10 protein-coding genes are annotated in these 17,281 nt (G+C 53.3%); 4 read left to right on the forward strand and 6 right to left on the reverse strand.

Features of this window, described 5'->3' with window-relative positions; genetic code table 11:
* Window positions 1–244 precede the first annotated feature (244 nt).
* The 6 genes from NSS83_RS09485 to NSS83_RS09510 all read right to left on the reverse strand — a co-directional run bounded on the left by NSS83_RS09485 (window position 245) and on the right by NSS83_RS09510 (window position 13,348).
* Window positions 245–6,208, reverse strand: a complete 5,964-nt coding sequence (locus tag NSS83_RS09485; RefSeq protein ID WP_341348105.1) for an S-layer homology domain-containing protein — start codon at window positions 6,206–6,208, stop codon at window positions 245–247.
* Window positions 6,209–6,426: 218 nt separating this feature from the next.
* The gene (gene treR, locus NSS83_RS09490) at window positions 6,427–7,146 is read right to left on the reverse strand and encodes a trehalose operon repressor (RefSeq protein ID WP_341184678.1); all 720 of its coding nucleotides are present in this window, start codon (window positions 7,144–7,146) and stop codon (window positions 6,427–6,429) included.
* A gap of 84 nt (window positions 7,147–7,230) precedes the next feature.
* Window positions 7,231–9,216 carry a PTS system trehalose-specific EIIBC component gene (gene treP / locus NSS83_RS09495; protein ID WP_341348106.1) on the reverse strand — a complete coding sequence of 662 codons (1,986 nt, stop codon included), beginning with the start codon at window positions 9,214–9,216 and terminating at the stop codon, window positions 7,231–7,233.
* Between the two features lie 79 nt (window positions 9,217–9,295).
* Window positions 9,296–11,014 carry an alpha,alpha-phosphotrehalase gene (gene treC, locus NSS83_RS09500; RefSeq protein ID WP_341348107.1) on the reverse strand — a complete coding sequence of 573 codons (1,719 nt, stop codon included), beginning with the start codon at window positions 11,012–11,014 and terminating at the stop codon, window positions 9,296–9,298.
* 546 nt (window positions 11,015–11,560) lie between these two features.
* Window positions 11,561–12,664, reverse strand: coding sequence for a Gfo/Idh/MocA family oxidoreductase (locus tag NSS83_RS09505; RefSeq protein ID WP_341348108.1), 1,104 nt, complete (start codon window positions 12,662–12,664; stop codon window positions 11,561–11,563).
* 24 nt (window positions 12,665–12,688) lie between these two features.
* A complete protein-coding gene (locus tag NSS83_RS09510; protein ID WP_341348109.1) occupies window positions 12,689–13,348 on the reverse strand; it encodes a ThuA domain-containing protein in 660 nt (219 codons plus the stop codon).
* 224 nt (window positions 13,349–13,572) lie between these two features.
* On the opposite strand from NSS83_RS09510, the gene NSS83_RS09515 reads away from it, so the two are divergent.
* The 4 genes from NSS83_RS09515 (at window position 13,573) to NSS83_RS09530 (ending at window position 17,244) form a co-directional block, all read left to right on the forward strand.
* Window positions 13,573–14,400: an AraC family transcriptional regulator gene (locus NSS83_RS09515; protein ID WP_341348110.1), complete on the forward strand. Its 828-nt coding sequence runs from the start codon at window positions 13,573–13,575 to the stop codon at window positions 14,398–14,400.
* A 121-nt stretch (window positions 14,401–14,521) separates the two neighbouring features.
* Window positions 14,522–14,716, forward strand: coding sequence for a hypothetical protein (locus NSS83_RS09520; protein ID WP_341348111.1), 195 nt, complete (start codon window positions 14,522–14,524; stop codon window positions 14,714–14,716).
* A gap of 194 nt (window positions 14,717–14,910) precedes the next feature.
* On the forward strand, window positions 14,911–15,942 hold the full coding sequence (locus NSS83_RS09525; RefSeq protein ID WP_341184669.1) for an ROK family protein: 1,032 nt from the start codon (window positions 14,911–14,913) through the stop codon (window positions 15,940–15,942).
* A 102-nt stretch (window positions 15,943–16,044) separates the two neighbouring features.
* On the forward strand, window positions 16,045–17,244 hold the full coding sequence (locus tag NSS83_RS09530; RefSeq protein WP_341185243.1) for an MFS transporter: 1,200 nt from the start codon (window positions 16,045–16,047) through the stop codon (window positions 17,242–17,244).
* The last annotated feature ends 37 nt before the right edge of the window (window positions 17,245–17,281 follow it).

A 17,281-nucleotide genomic window follows, 5' to 3' on the forward strand; every position in this document is an offset into this window, starting at 1 on the left:
GCGCAGACTAAAGGATTTCCCCCGAAAAAATGTACAATTTCCGCATACATCCGATTGTACTGGAAATAACCACCTTTTGCTCGCCATTTTGCTTGCGTGGGTGGACATTTTTTGCTGAATTTATCACAGGCCGCAAACTTTGCAACAGACCTTCTCCACATAACAAAAAGCCGTCCCCCAACCATAATTTGGCATGAGGGACGGATCTGATCTTGCTTATATGGTACTTATGCGATGCTTCTTCCTACGGATTAATCAGATTCGATTGGATCAGCAGTCTGCGGATCGCCGCCGATGCTTCGGAGCGGGTAATATTCTCGTTAGGTGCAAGACGCTGCTCGTCTCTGCCTTGAATAATGCCGGCCGACAGATTCAGCTTCACATTGGCAACCGCCCAGCCCGCTACCGATGCGGAATCGGCGAAGGACTTCAGCAGCTGCTGAACCTGCGCTTCGCTGCGCGAAGCTTTCAGCTCCGTAATGCTCATCGCTCTGCTGACAATCGCCATCGCTTCCTGTCTGGAGATGTTGTTGCCTGGTCTGAACGTTCCGTCCGGATATCCGGTGATCAGGCCGTTCTCCACCGCAACCTGAAGCTCCAGTCCGTACCATCCGCTTGCGGAGACATCGCTGAACCTAACCTGCTGCTCCCCATGCGTAACAATACCGAGCGCTCTGGCAAGCATCGCTGTGAATTCAACACGGGTGATATTCCGCTGCGGTTCAAAGACATCGGTCTTCGTGCCGCTGGCCACCAGTCTTGAGCCCATGTCATTCACGTCCGGCTTGCTCCAGTGCTTCGCCACATCCGGGAATTCGAGCGGATTCCAGATCAGACCGAAATCGCCGTTCTCCAGGCTGTTGATCGTAGCGTAGTAGCGACCGTCCTTAACGGTTACATAAGTCGGTTGATGATAGATTTTACCATCTCGGTACAGTACGCCAGTTGTAATCTTCATATTGGCAGGCACTTGAAGCTCGTACTTCGCCCAGCCATGGCTGGTTACCGGTACAGTCTGCCCCTGGTACTTCGCCTGGATGGAGAAGTTCGCCAGTGTGCCGACCGTCTGCGCATTCCGCAGCCCTGCGGCTAGCTTGAATCCTTCGAGACTGTCCGGAGTGGACTCCGCCAGCCCTGCAGTGATGACAATATCATTCACATTCACATTTCCGTGACCGAACTGCTTGCTGATCTCAGCGAGATCAATGGCAGCCGGGTCAATTTTAACCGTACCCAGCTTCGATTCGATTACAATTTCACTGCCCTTTTTCTGCAATTCCTTCAATTGCTCAGCAGTCCATTCAACAGTGGTGGAAGGAACCGTCTCACCTTTGACTGAAGGAGCAGCTGTTGGCGCTGCTGTTGGTGCGGGTTCCGTTGGTTTAACCGGCTCCGCAGCCTTGTCTGTAATCCGTACAATCTGGAAGGTGCTGAATTTGTTAATCTGAATCTCCAGCGCTACAGGCTCGCCGCCCGAATTATACACAATTGCTGGAGTGTAGACTGTAATCTCGCCATCGCTGTGCTCAACGTATACCCGCAAGCTGTCCAGGAAGGCATCACGCACCCCGGAGCTTTGCAGCGGAATCTGATCCGCGAACTCGGTTAACGGCAGTTGAATCATAGTATTGATCTTGCTGTAGTTCGTCTCAATCTCGCGAGGCGCCCCCAGATTCTGAAGCGTCTTGTCACTGGCAAGCGCCAGTTTGGAGGTACCGTTCAGGATCGCATTGCTCTGAACATTCGCCTTCAGCTGCGGATTCTTCACCGGTACAATCCGGAAATACAGGTCGGTAGTGCTCGCATCAAGCTGCGCCAGGCTGTCTGCATCCAGATGGATGGAACCAAGAGCAGTGACAATATCCAGTGAAGCCTTGCGTCCGGCAAGAATCGATACGGCTGTTGATGGAATCTCAACTGCAATCTCGTCCGCACGTGCAGCCGGATCGTCCACATGGGTGATGGTTACACTCCGGTTGGCGGCATCCGGGTCATTCGGATTCACGCCTTCCACAAGGTCGTACACTTCGTTCTCATCAATCACAATGGTGTCGATCTTCGTTCCGTTTGACAGGTTCGTTCTGAGAATCGTCACGCCCTGCTCCAGCGGATTGCCTTCATTCGGGGTAGACAGTCCGGCTTGTCTGGACGTTGCCTCACGGACGGCACCTTCCTTGACTATGCCTTTCGCCTTCACAATCAGCAGGTATTGCTTCACTGCGCTCTTGCCGCCACGGGTGAAGGTTGCAGTCAGAATGACATTCGTATCCTGGGCCGGAAGGGTTACATTGCCCTTGGCCTGATCCGCATCCTGCTGAACGGCGATCACCGAAGGCACACTTGAGGTCCAGGTAATCTTCGTATCGTATTTACCGGTCTGAAGCAACAGGAAGGCTTCCGTGACACTCTCCCAGGTATCTCCCTCAGCGAAGGTTGCCGCAGGATGAATTCCTGTAGTTCTGGCAGCTTCGTCTGCCGCTTCCTGGTCACTGAGTTTTTTGATAACAATTGTAAAAGTCTTAACCAGCGTCTCGCCCGGACGGTCCGGGTCAGCCAGCTTCACGGTAAGCTCTACCGTCGCATCCTCTTCATCCGGCCCTGGTCTCTTGACCCGTCCGGTATTCGTCAGAACATCCGGCTTGTTCGAAGTCCAGGTCAGGACTGATCCGGTGTCGCCTGTCTTCGGCAAGAAGAGGTTACGGGTCACAGATTCCTCGGAATCTCCAGGTGCATAACCAATCTTGACATTGACTTCATCCTGAGGAAGGTCAACAGTGGCCGTTCCTTTGACCGTAATGTAGAAGTCCTGCTCCCGGAAGAAGCCTTCCTTCGCAACACGCGCTGTCAGTCGTACTACTGTATCCTTCAGCGGACGCTTTACTTCACCACTGCTGCTGACAATATCGCTGCGATGGCTTGTCCATACGACCTCGGAATCATAGTAGCCCTTGGAGATTAGCTCAACGTCTTGCGTTACGCTCTTGGCTGTATCCTGTCCTTTGTAGCCGATTCTCAGCAGCTTCATAGCTTCATCTAGCTGATCGTCGATGCTCTGACGCTTAGCCTTAACAGTTACTATGAACTCTTTCTGATAGGTCACTCTTCCTTTGGTTACTGTTGCTGTAAGGGTAACCTTCTGGTCTCCGTCAGCATAACCGGGGCGCTTCACACCACCGTCCGGAGTAATAACCGCTTCCTCGGAAGAGGTCCAGGTGATCGTGCTGCCATTGGTACCTTCGGAAATCAAGTCAAGATCCGTCAGGACCTGCTCCTGCTTCTCGTTATCTTCCCGAATCATGTCCCAGTCCAACTTAGCCAAGGTCTCGTTTACAGATTCCTCGTCTGTCATCGGGCGCTTGATAACTGTGAGCACGAAGGATTTGGTCTCTACAGTATCTCCCTTGCGGATAACCGCAGTCAAGGTTACCGTCTGGTCTCCCTTCGAATAGGAAGGTGCCGTTACGGTGCCGTCTATATCGATTACCCCTTCCTCGGAAGAGGTCCAGGTAATCGTGCTGCCATTCGTCCCATTCTTCGGCAAATACACATCAGAAGTTACGGATTCCTGCTTTACATTCTCCTCACGGATCGTATTCCAGGTGAGCAGTTCCGCATCTTCTGCTACCGACTGTTCGTTGGTTCCCGCCTGCTTTTTGACAATCAGTTCGAAGGTCTTCGTCAGCTCGAAAGTCCCATTCTTCAGCACCGCTGTCAATGTAACCGGCTGATCGCCTTTATTGAACGGTGGTCTTGTTACCGTACCATCAACAGCAACAGCCGTTCCATTGCTGGAGGTCCAGATAATCGTGCTGCCGCCCGCTCCTTTTAACGGTAGATTCAATCCCGTAGAAACGGAGGTCTGCTCAAGATTGTCCTTACGGATCATATCCCAGGTTAAGGCTTCCATATCGCGCTTCACCAGCACACCTGCACCGGGTAACTGCAGATCAATGTTGTTGGAGGTCATCGGCTTAACCCCGTCTACAATAACAGAAGGATCTACTGTGACTGAAGCAAAGGCAGAAGCCTCGTACTTTCCAGCCGCCTGACCGGTGAAATGAATCTCAAGTACAGTGCCGCTAATCCGCACCACGTTGAAGCTTAAGCCTTCAGGCATATTATTGACGCTTACGCCGCCTTCGACCTCTTCTGTGAATACGCCGTTACGCAGAGTTACCGTCAGCGTCTCTGCTGCGGAGCCGTCACCTGCATCGTGAATCACATCAGGAGACGCCGTAATCGCTGCAGGCGGAGAACGGAACAGAATAGCGAAGGTTCCCGATGGAATACCCGCTACCGTAACCTCTGCCCGGTCTACGCTGTCAGCAGTCTTGTGGCTGGCAGCCTGTCCGGCAATGGCGATCGTAATTTGATTCGGGCTGTCCAATGTAATCTTGCCTGGTGTCAGGCCTGGCGGCCAATTCACCGCTTCGATGGCATCCGCAATCAGTTCAGCATCGAAGGAACCGTTCTTCAGTTCCAGTACAAGCGAATCCCCAATCGTGCCGTCGTTCTGCTCAGATTCATAGAGCAGTGGTGTTTTGACTACCAGATAAGGCTCTTTATCCAGGAAGTCGAATTTGAAAGTGTTCGTGCTGAGAGCTGCCGGACTGCCCTCAAGCTTACCGGTGGCTACGGTCGCATAAGCTCCATAGACATCGCTTGTCACCGTTGCTGCACCGGTGAATTTGACCTCCAGCTCCGTATCGGAGACTCGGGTCACTTCCGTCCCAAGTCCGGCTGGCAGACTATGAATCAACACATCTTCTGCACCAACCGTTTTGGCGAACTTGCCGCCAGTCAACGTCACGCCAAGCGTCTCGGTGATCTCACCTGTGCCGTAGACGGCTTCGGATACAATCCCTTTGTTCACACTAAGCGTGGCAGGGTCTCTGAACGTTACACTGAAGGTCTTGGTCGTCAGACCGGAGGAGATCCCCCGCAGATTCTCTTTATCAACTGTAACGGACAGGTTCTTCGTGGTCGCATCCTTGCCGTGTTCAACCGCTGTACCGGTCAACGTGAAGTTAAGCTCCGTATCACTCAGCCGGGTTACGGCGAAGTCAAGCCCTTCCGGCAGATTGTTGATGCGGATATGGCTTGGATCAATCGGTTCAACTAAGGTCGCACCGACAATTTTCACCTTCTGGTTACCGACAACCGTTCCATCATTCGCCTTAGCTTCTACCAGCTCGGTGCTGGCGCCTTCATCCAGCTCGATGTCTGAAATGACTTCACTGAAATCCCGCTCATCCAGACTTGTGTAATAGGTGAATGTCTTGCTCGCATGCGGAGCCAGCGTCCCGGAATCCCAGGTCATGGTAATCCCCGCATCCGCCTTGACTTCCACGTTCTTCGCCTTCGGAGTGTTATAAGCTTCCAAGGCATAGGGGTTAGTATTTGTAAACCCGAAGACGGAAGCTTTAGCCCGCAGATCACTGGAATAGAAGAAGATAGGGGCTCTCGAATTAAAAGCCTTATACAGCGGATCAGTATCAGCAATCGTACTCGCCTTCACGACAGCTGCGCGATCTTCCTCGATTGTGTGAGTCACAATATTTGAGGTGACATATGCCCCTCCTTGATCCACCGTATTATCCGGGTCCATCGTGCGCATATACCGCGCCCCGTCCCAATTCCCATCGGTAAGATTGGTAAGGGTCACATCATTACGGTAGAATTTCTGGTTCTCCTCGAAGCTGATTACCTGCTTAATCTCCATAGTGTCAGTCCATGTGGATACTGTTGTCGCACTCAGAATCCCTTTATCCGTCTGTGAGGTATTTACTACTGTGGTCGGCATCTCCCACGAGTGCATCTGCGCCGAATTGGACTTCGCATATGTATTGTCACCGATCTGGTAGCCTACCGCGAACCGTTCTTCAGGGGTACCCGGCAAATAATAATCGACCGGCAGGTCCTTGCCTGTGCCATAGCCATCATGATCTGCACTCATTCCCAGGTACGGTCTGGAATTCGTTCCACGGAAGTTAGCGGGCTTACTGCCCAACGTACCGAAATTCCCCCAGTTGCTTATCCCCAGTTCAATGAATTTGCCTCCCAGGAAAAGCTCTGTCCCACCTTCTCCGCCATAGGCAGCCCGTGCTCCCCAATCTGCTGAATCTGCATGTACCGCAAGGGGTGCAGGAAACATAGACAGAATCATTGTGGGCACCATTAGCAGTGCTAGCAGCTTCTTACGCTTCATTGTCTCACTCCATTCTTAGTAATTGAAATGCAAGCTTATACATATAGAACCAAATCATTCTCACAAAATTCTCACAAATGATCGAAAAATGTCGATAACACAGGCAAAAAGTCAAAAAAAGAAGCAGAGCACACGATTATTCGTGAATACCCTGCCTTATAGCGCTTTATTTCAGTTACGATCATGACTGCTCTTCCGTCCAGCCTTTCCCTGACCGTTCACCGCCTAACCCTTCTGGCGAAATCCACAAACTGAAACTTATCCAGCCGGTGCCGGGATTCGGTGTATTGGAACAGCACGGTATTCTCCAGATACACATAGTTCCGCACCACGACAATATGCTGGTATTGCTTCAGGTCCAGCAGACGCTGATCCTCCCCGGTCACGGGCTCAACGGAGATCAGCTTTTTGGCATAACTGATCTTCAGACCCAGCTCCGCCTCCAGATATTCATAAATAGAGCCTTCTGCGATCTCTTTGCTGAGGAAGGGAACGATATCGGACCGGAAATAGTCCTTGTCCAGAATAATCCGCTCGGCTTCAATCTCTCTGGCGCGGATGACCTTCCATACCGGCGTCTCTTCAGCGAGGTGCAGCTGCCGGGCCAGCAGGGAGCCTGCCGGCTCCAGGACCGTCTCTTCTACCAGTGTCCGCGAGGGAACCCCAAGCGTCCCGGTCAGCTCCTGGAATGAGATCAGCCCGGTTACGGGAAAATCCATCCGCGTCATATCCAGCACGAACGAGCCCCTGCCTTTAATTTTGTTAATATAGCCCTCGCGGAACAAAAGATTCAGCGCCTTGCGCACCGTCTCCCGCGAGGTCTTATAAGCCTCCGCCAGCTCACTCTCAGAGGGCAGCTTGGTTCCGGGCGCGAGCTGGCCGGATTGGATACGGCTGCTGTATTCCGTATAGATCTGCAAAAATATATTCTCTCTCATCGAACATCACCGCCCTAAATTGTAGAAAAACAGCCCCGCAGGGCTGTCCTCCATTCCTTATATTGCATGTCTGATCCGCACGGGTCAACCCTTAAGATGAACAGTTAGAATACGGGTCTGCTTCGCCGTGGCCGGTCCGCTCTGTTCCTCGATCCGCTCCACCATCTCCTGCCCGGCAGGGATGATTATTGGAGTAATTAAAGGATACCCGGCGGCGCGGATGGCCTCCATATCGAATTCCAGCAGAAGCTCGCCAGCCCGGACCTTATCGCCGATCTGCTTCGTTGTCGTGAACCCTTCGCCTTTGAGCGATACGGTGTTAATCCCGACATGGATCAGCACCTGGACTCCGCTGGCATGCTCCAGAATCAGCGCGTGCTTGCTCTTAATCACGTGGGCTACTGTAGCATCGAAGGGAGCATAGACCTTGCCTTCGGAAGGTTCAATCGCAATCCCATCCCCCATCTGCCGCTCAGCAAAAGCGGGATCAGGAACCTGCTCTAGCGGTACCGCCGTTCCATTAAGCGGTGACGCCAGCTCCAGGATATTCACCGGCTCCTGCTCCTGCGAGCCTTGTACGGAGCTGCGGCTGCTTAGCTCAGGGGCTGTAACAGAAGAATCGGCTGCTGTTACGCCTGCTGTTGCTTGCGCTTTGTTCAGTGCACGCTGTGCAACCGCCCGGCCATACAGCACGGTGGCGGCAAACGGTACGATCAGCACGATCGCCATCCCGATGAAGAACACACCCCACTGGTTAGGGAAGATCGACAGGAAGCCGGGAATTCCCCCTACCCCAATGGATGTAGCCCGGATCTGATTCACAGTGAGCAGCACACCGCCTATCGCGGAGCCGATCATCCCGAAGATGAACGGATAGCGGTAGCGGATATTCACCCCGAAGATGGCCGGCTCGGTAACGCCGAGGAAGGCCGAGACGGAGGAGGTCACAGCCAGACCCTTGGTCTTCTGCTCTCTGACCACGAACATCATCGCCAGTGCTGCCGCACCCTGGGCAATATTGGAGAGTGCCAGCATTGGCCAGAGGAAGGTGCTTTTCTCGCTTCCGATCAGCTGGACGTCAACGGCCAGGAAGGTGTGATGCATGCCTGTAATGACCAGGAGCGAGTAGAATCCGCCGTAAATTAATCCGCCGAGTATGGCAAAATGATCGAAGATATACACCAGGCCGGAGGTGATGCCATTGGCAATGCCGAACGTAACCGGCCCGATGATGGTGAAGGCCAGGAAGCCTGTAATCAGCAGCGTCACCGGTGCGACCACCAGCAGCTTGACGGAATCATGGACGCGCTTGTCCAGGAACATCTCAATTCTGGCAAGGATATAGGCTGATACCAGGACCGGCAGCACCTGTCCCTGATAACCGATCCGCTCCAGATGCCAGCCGAACAGATTCCAGGTTGGAACCGTACCTTCCGTAGAAGCGTTAGCATAGCTGTAAGCACTTAATAAGTCTGGATGCACCAGAATCAGACCCAGCACAATCCCGAGCAGCGGGCTGCCCCCGAAGCGGGTCACGGCGGCCCAGCCGATCAGTGCGGGCAAGAATGTAAATGCGGTACTGGCAATTGTATTAATGATAGCAGCAATGTCCTTCCACTGCGGATAGACATCGACCAGCGAATCGCTGAAGAATATCCCCGGGCCGGTCAGCAGGTTATTGATCCCCAGAAGCAGACCCGCAGTAACGATGGCCGGAAGAATGGGAATGAAGATATCGGCCAGTGTCTTGATGATCCGCTGAAGCGGATTCAGGTTCCGGGCTGCGGCTGATTTCACCTGATCCTTGGAGGAACGGGCACCGCCGGTCAGCTGAATCATCTCATCATATACTTTATCTACAATGCCCGGTCCGATAACAATCTGGAATTGCCCCTGGGAAGAGAACTGCCCTTTCACAAGGTCATTTGCGTCCAGCGCCGAAGCATCCACTTTACTCTCGTCATAGAGCGAGAATCTCAGGCGCGTTACACAATGCGTAGCTACCTCAATGTTCTCCTTGCCGCCCACCGCCCGGACGATCTCTTCAACATTTTTGCGGTCTATAGCCATATTGTCACTCCTCGCATAGTTGATGAAGGCATAGTAGCCTATCAGATTTTAACGTACATTCACGCAATTTCGGTATCTCCTAGTGCCGGCTGACTAGCCACAGATATGAAGCATACGGGCGAAGCTGAAGCTCTTGCGTAAGTGCAGGATGCTCTCCGGTATTGCCAAGCAGGAGCTTCCCCTTCCCCTTAGCGCTTAAGTCCGCCCAGTGATCATCCGGAAGCCGGAACATCATCTCTTTGCTGCTGAAGTTCGAGACCACGACAAGCGCCTCATGATCTCCGGTCCGTGCATAAGCGAACACCTCGGGATGTCCTTCGTCCAGTCTGCGGTATAGCCCGTCTACGAAAATAGCGTGCGATTTGCGCAGAGCGATCAGCTTGCGGTAGTGATGGAAGATGGAATCCGGCTGCTCCAGCGCCTGACGTACATTGATGTCCGGGTACCGCTCATCCACTTTTATCCAAGGCGTTCCGGTGGTGAAGCCTGCATTCGAACTGTCATCCCACTGCATCGGCGTGCGGGAGTTGTCCCTTGAACGTTCCTGCAGAATCGCGAGCGCCTCCCCGGGGCTTGCACCCTGCTCACACAGAATCCGGTACATATTGAGCGACTCAATATCACGGAATTCTTCAATCCCCCGCCACTTGGGATTCGGCATCCCGATCTCTTCTCCCTGATAGACATAGGGTGTACCCTGTAATCCGTGCAGTGTAGTCGCCAGCAGCTTGGCACTCTCCTCGCGGTACGCCGTGTCGTCTGTGAACCGGGAGAGGGCGCGAGGCTGATCGTGATTGTTGAAAAATAAAGCGTTCCAGCCCCCGCCCTTCTGCATCCCGGTCTGCCACTCGCTGAACAGCCGCTTGAGCGCTTCGAAATCGTAAGGCATCAGCTCCCACTTCCGGCCGTTCGGATAATCCACCTTCAGATGATGGAAGTTGAAGGTCATTGAGAACTCCCGCCGCTCAGGATTGGAATAACGGATGCACTGCTCAAGTGTGGTAGAGGACATCTCACCGACCGTGATCAGCTCATGCGGGCCAAACACCTCATCGTACATCGCCCGGATGTATTCGTGGACCCGTGGACCGTCTGTGTAGTACTTCCGCCCGTCGCCCGGCGGCACACTCCCGTCATCATCCGGGAAGCGCTGGTCCTTGGAGATCAGGTTAATGACGTCCATCCGAAATCCATCCACACCCTTGCGGGCCCAGAACAGCATCATCTGGTTCACCGCGCTGCGGACCTCTTCGTTCTCCCAGTTCAGATCCGCCTGTGTCTTGTCGAACAGAGTAAGATAATATTGGCCTGACGCCTCATCGAACTGCCAGGCGGGACCTCCGAACTTCGACTGCCAATTGTTCGGTACTCCCCCGCCTGGCGCCGGGTCCTTCCAGATATAATAATCGCGGTACGGATTGTCCCGGCTGGAGATCGCCTGCTTGAACCACTCATGCTCTGTCGAGGTATGGTTGACTACGATATCTGTCATCAGCTTCATACCGCGCCGGTGCAGCTCCGCTACCAGCTCGTCGAAGTCCTCCATCGTGCCGAATTCCGGGTTAATCCGCTCATAATCCGCCACATCGTAACCGTTATCATGTCCGGGCGAGACATAGACCGGCTGGAGCCAGACAATATCAATCCCCAGCTCCTGCAAATAATCCAGCTTCTCCGTCAGGCCTCTGATATCACCGGTTCCGTTCCCTGTCGTATCCTTGAAGCTCTTCGGATATACCTGATACACTGTGGACCGCCGCCACCATTCCGCTGGCCGGGCCTTACTCTCTTGATTCAAATGAAGCACCTCCATGAATAACTTGTTGAGATACATTAAACTTGTATATACAAGTTCAAACAGAGGGGGACCTGATATGAGAGGAGAAGGCTCTCGCACCAACGGATACATTTGGACCATGTGCCTGCTTGCGGGTACAATGTATGCTGTTTTTCACATACATTTGGACCATATGCCTGCTGCGGGCACAATGTATGCTGTTTTTCACATACATTTGGACCGTATGCCTGCTTGCGGGTACAATGTCTGCTGTTTTTCACATACATTTGGACCGTATGCCTGCTTGCGGTTACAATGTATACTGTTTTTCACATACATTTGCTCCAAGCGCTGTACCCCGGCACACCGACTGTATTCGGTTTTACGTATACATTTGGCCCGCACGTACCTTCGCGCCGAGTCTCCTCCACTCCACCTCACAAAAAAACAGCGCCCCTCCCCGCAACTGGGGACAGAACGCTGCCTGTTAAATGCTATCTATTACCTTTACACTCTTTGCTTCTTCGCTTATTCGCGCTACTTTTCGCTATGATTAGCTGCTTTCTGCTACTCCAAATATCCCTTAATCAGTCCCGGAGCCAGCGGCTTCGGCTGGTCGCAGGTGGTGGTCAGCTCGGCATAGCGCTTCGAATCGGAGCTGGTATGGAAGGCGTGCATGATCTCCAGCACATGATTCGCCAGCTCGCCGTTAGCGCGCGGGGTCTCTCCGGTCCCGATGCAGCGGGCCATATCGGCCACGCCGATGCCCCGGCTGTTGCCTTCATAGCTGTGCACCACCGGAATCTCCTTGAATTCCGCGCTATGCGCCGGACGCAGGAGGATCGGGCCGCCGAAGGTGTTCGGGTCCGGCACAATCAGAGTGCCCAGCGAGCCGTAAATCTCAATGCGCGGCAGTGTGCTGTGCCAGACATCGAAGCTGGTAATCATCGTGGCAACAGCACCGCTGGCGAACTGTATTGTTCCGGCCACATGCGTAGGGACTTCAACCTCCACCACCTTGCCGAACTTCTTCTCGCTGGTGATCGTCCGCGTGGGGAACGAGGTCTTGGTCATACCGCATACCGTAGCCGCCGGACCCAGCAAAGATACCAGAGCCGTCAGATAATACGGTCCCATATCGAACATCGGGCCGCCGCCGGCCTGGTAATAGAACTCTGGGTCCGGATGCCAGCTCTCATGTCCGTGGCAGAGCATGAATGCCGTTGCCGCCACCGGCTCTCCGATATATCCGTCCGCGATCAGCTTGGCGCAGGTCTGTAGTCCCGCTCCAAGGAAGGTGTCCGGCGCGCAGCCGATGAACAGTCCTTTTTGCTTAGCCAATTCCACCAGCTCAGTCCCGTGCTCAAGCGATAAGGACAGAGGCTTCTCCACATAGACATGCTTGCCTGACAGCAGCGCCTGCTTACACACCTCGTAGTGGTAATTCGGCGTGGTCAAATTCACGACAATCTCAATCTCCTCCGAAGCCAGCAGCTCCGCTGTCGTCCACACATTCGGAACCCCGTACTGCTCTGCGGCCTGCTGCGCCCGCTCCAGATTAAGATCCGAACAGGCATAGACCTCTGTATTCACAAAGGTTCCGGTCAAATTCTCAAAATAAATGCCGCTGATATTTCCGCAGCCAACAATCCCAATTTTTACTTTACGCACGCTATTTCCCACCTTGTCCTTCGTTTATTTGGCTGCCCACAAGAAGCCCCGGCGCATCAGTTCCTTGGCCTCCGGGATATCGAACACATCCGCATGATGTCCAAGCGCGTTATAGAATACCTTGCCCTGGCCCCATTTCTTCGTATAGACTACCGGCATCGTGATGACACCATTGGCCGAATGCTCGCCTTCACTCATCACAAAAGTGGTAGTAGCCAGTACATTCACCGCCGGATCGACATGCAGATAATACTGCTCCGACTTCACCATAAAGTCCTGCATGCCTTCCACAATCGGGCTGGAGCCGGATTTCACGATGTTCACTTCATAATCCACTCCATCATTGAAGGGATGTGCCACCCATTGTGATCCGGTCAAAAATTGCCATTCCGTATTGGTACGGAAGGAGTCGCACATCCCGCCGTGACAGCCTGCGATGCCTACGCCGGAAGCCACAGCCGCCAGAACCGCCGAGCACTGCTCCCCCTTGATTTCGCCCATGGTCCAGACCGGTACAATCAGATTCAGTGCCTTCAGTGCCTCGGCATCGTTGAAGCTGTCCAGTGTATCCGAGACTTCCACCTCGAAGCCTTCGTTCGTAAGGATATCTGCAAAAATCGCCGCTACCTCATTCGGTTCATGCCCGTCCCATCCACCTTTTACAATCAATGCCTTCTTTGCCATGTCAAGCTCTCCTTTTTGTCCTATTTATTTAAGTTTGGGTTATAGATTGATTTAGATCAGGTCTTCCTGAAGAAATTGTAATCTATCCGCGCCGTTTCTGCTCGTCATTTTGCTTGTGGGAATGGTCATTTTTTGCTAAATTTAAGACTGCATTATGCCAATAGCAGCAAATAACTGAAACCGCTTCCTGACGGACTGCCGGGAGGACGAGAACAGGAGTAAACATGAGAGCGTTTCACGAGAACCGGACGTACGGCTATGCGTTTCCCTTCACGGCCTTTGTGAGCCGGAATATTAATTTCCTTGCCCACTGGCACAATGATCTGGAGATTGTCTATTGTCTGGAGGGGTCCATAAGGATGGGGATTAACTCCGAGACACGGGTGCTGACCGCCGGGGATCTGGCCGTATGCAGCAGCGGAGATATCCATTATTATGACAGCAAGAACAGCGAGTCCAAGCTGCTGATGATTATTTTCAATCCTTCACTGATCGGATATCCGGCAGGCTGGCCCCTGAATAAGCGGCTGATGTCACCTTTTATGGAGAAGAGCCAGTCTGCTCCTGAACAAGGCAACCCCCGCCTGCCTGCGATTATGCATGAGCTGCTGGAGGAGCATCTGGAGAAGGCCCCGCATCATGAACAGCTGGTGACCGGCCTGCTGCACGAGCTGTGTGCGCTGATTCTGCGGCAGATGCCGCTGGATATCGTAAATCCGCATAAGGATAAGCGGCGCATTACCAATATGAAGATTATGCAGGAGGTGCTGGAGTACCTGGATGTCCATTACATGCACCCTATCACCCTGGCCGATGCCGCCCGGCATGCCAATATGAGCTTGTTTTACTTCTCCCGCTTCTTCAAAAGCATCACAGGCATGAGCTACGTGGCGTACCTGAACAGCATCCGCGTCAACCAGGCGGAACGGCTGCTGCTGGGCACCGACAAAAGCATTCTGGATATCGCGCTGGAATGCGGCTTCACCAATATCCGCACCTTCAACCGGGTGTTCAAGCAGGTCAAGCTGCGCACACCGGGCGAGCTGCGTTAGCACTCCGCTGCTTCTTTTACAGAGGATTGGCGAAATATTGGATACGCATAGGTTGTAACCGTCTCAGCGGGGAATCTTCAGGAATAGGATGAAACAATCCTATTTCAAGGAGGCAAACCTCTTGTCCAATCCCAGCATCCCCAACATCAGTACTACGGTTACGTTAACAAGATACGATGCTATTAACCTATTGTTATCCTCCATTGCAATGGAGGAGCTTGCACTTGCCCATATTATTAACGCTGAGGGTGAGAAAATCCAATACGCCTTGGGCATGCTGATTGGAATCAGCGGTCCACCTGATTCACTCGTATAGGGGCTTCAGGTCATATTATCGGTAATACACGGTAAGAAGCCTTACTCCATAGGGAGTAGGCTTTTTTGTTATGAAACAATGCAGCAATCTGCTCTACCAATTATGTCTTGCCCTTTCAACTGAAACTGACTACAATACACTTATTGCAATTCTTTTAATAAGATTAATTAATAACCCGGGAGGAGAACCCCGCTATGGCCCAGCCGTCTCATAACACACAACTGGTCAAGAAAATCAATGTAGAACTGGTGAAAAATGCGTTGCGCACCTCCGGCACCGGCACCAAAGCATCCGTCGCAGGACAGACACGGCTAAGCGTGGCTACCTGTGGCACCATTCTGAATGAACTGGTCCAGACCGGTGAAATTCTGGAGCTGGGCTGGGAGGAATCCAGCGGCGGCAGACCGGCAAGGAAATATCAGTTCAATGCAGATTACTCTTCTATTATCTGTATGATTGTGCGTGCAGAGGGCGGCCGGCAATCCATTACCTGTGCGCTTGCCAATCTGAACGGTGAAATCATAGAGGAAGCCGTTAAGGATTATGACGAGATTACTCCAGATACCCTCGGAGAGTGGCTGGATGAGATGATTGCGGACCGTCTGAATGTGCAGGCAATCGGCATCGGCATTCCGGGGGTAGTACAGCAGGACCGGATAGGAATCTGCGATGTCCCCGCGCTTGCAGAGCAGCCGCTCGGACTTTTTCTGAAGGAACGCTATAAAGAGGTAGAGATCATCATTGAGAATGATATGAATCTGACGGTGTACGGCTTGTACCAGAAGCTTCTCCTGGACGAAGAGAGTCATTTTGCCGTGCTGACCTTCCCCAAGAATCATTACCCGGGGGCCGGCTTCATGGTGAACGGACGTTTGCTTAACGGCAACAGCTTTTTTAGCGGCGAGGTCTCTTACCTGCCTTACGGTATCCCCCGAGAAGAACAGCTCCGGCTGCTCCAGGGTGCAGGCGATCCCCGCAAGCTGGCCGTACATGCACTGGTGTCGATCATCAGCATCATCAACCCGGCCACCATTGTTATCACAGGCGATAATATCTTGCCGGAGATGCTGGAAGATCTGCGCAGCGGATGCCTGGACATTATTCCGCCCGAACATATGCCTGAGCTTATTATTCAGCGGGATACCCGGCAAGAGTACATGAGCGGACTGATTACCACAACCACGGAAAGCCTGAATTACCGGTTCCACCTGGTTGAACGAAAGTAAGGCAAATCTATTTTATTATCATCCAGGAGGCTATTTACTGTGAAAGCTCAATCCGGCAATTCTGCCAGCGCACCAGGCAACAAACGTAACACCGTCTATATCATGCAGCTCGTGACAATCTTTCTGGGCTTTGTCGTCTTTGGCATCTCAGAGAATATTAAAGGGCCCGCCATTCCGCGGATTCAGCTCTCGTTCAATCTGGATGAAGGCCAGCTCGGCACCCTGCTCTCGCTGAACGCGCTGGGTTATCTGATCGCCTGCTCCTTCACCGCTGTGCTTGTCCGCAAATGGGGGATCAAGGCGGTCACTATTATTTCATTTGCTTCCATGGTCCTCTCGGGGGTACTGATCTACCTGTCGCACAGCTATCCGCTGTTTGCTTCGTCCTACTTCCTGATGTATATAGGGAACGGGATGCTGGAGATCGGACTGGCGATTCTGGGGGCACGTATTTTCGTCAAAAACACGGGGATGATGATGAACCTCTCCCACTTCTTCTATGGATTAAGCTCAACCGTGGCGCCGCTTCTCGCTACCGGAGTCATGTCGATGAGCGTGTTCGGACATCTGCTGGACTGGCGGGGGATGTATCTGGTCATGCTGTCGCTCTGTCTGCTGCCGATTCTCTCGGCGCTGCGCAGCACATTTCCCGGAGATGATCTTCCGCAGGAGGACCGCACCTCCTTCCGCACGCTGACGCGTGATCCCGCGCTCTGGATGATGGTGATGATCCTGTCCTTCGGCGTGGTCTCGGAGCTGGCGGTGGGCGGCTGGCTGGTTAACTTTCTGGAAAAAGCCTATGCCTGGGACACCGTCCGGGCCTCCGGCCTGCTCTCTGCATTCTTCCTGGTGTTCTCTCTCGGCCGGCTTTTGCTCGGCGCGCTGACAGACCGGATCGGCTTCGTGCTCTCGCTGATTATCTTCTCCTGCTTCTCGGCGGTCTGCACCTTCGCCGCCCTGGCTGGCGGGGAGCGTCTCGCCTTTCTGTTCGCCCTCTCCGGGGCCGGGATTGCTATTATCTATCCTACGGTTATGGCGTTCATCGCCCGCCGGTACCCGAACGGGAGCGACACCGCTATTACCTTCGTGGTGACCCTGATGGGCCTCGGCAGCGTTATCGGCAACTACATTATCGGCTGGGTGATTGAAGCCGTCAAAGCATTCTACGGCTCCACCACCCAGCTTGGCCTACTCCGTGGGCTCCAGGCGGGGTACGGCTTTATCGGCTTATGCGCCGCCGTCTGCTCCCTGTCTGGCATCGTGCTGTATGTGTATTTGAAGCGGCGGCGGGAGTTGATCTGAGAGATTGGAATAAGCCTCATCCGCTATAGTATTTATT

Source organism: Paenibacillus sp. FSL H3-0469 (assembly GCF_038051945.1).
GTDB lineage: Bacteria > Bacillota > Bacilli > Paenibacillales > Paenibacillaceae > Paenibacillus_AQ.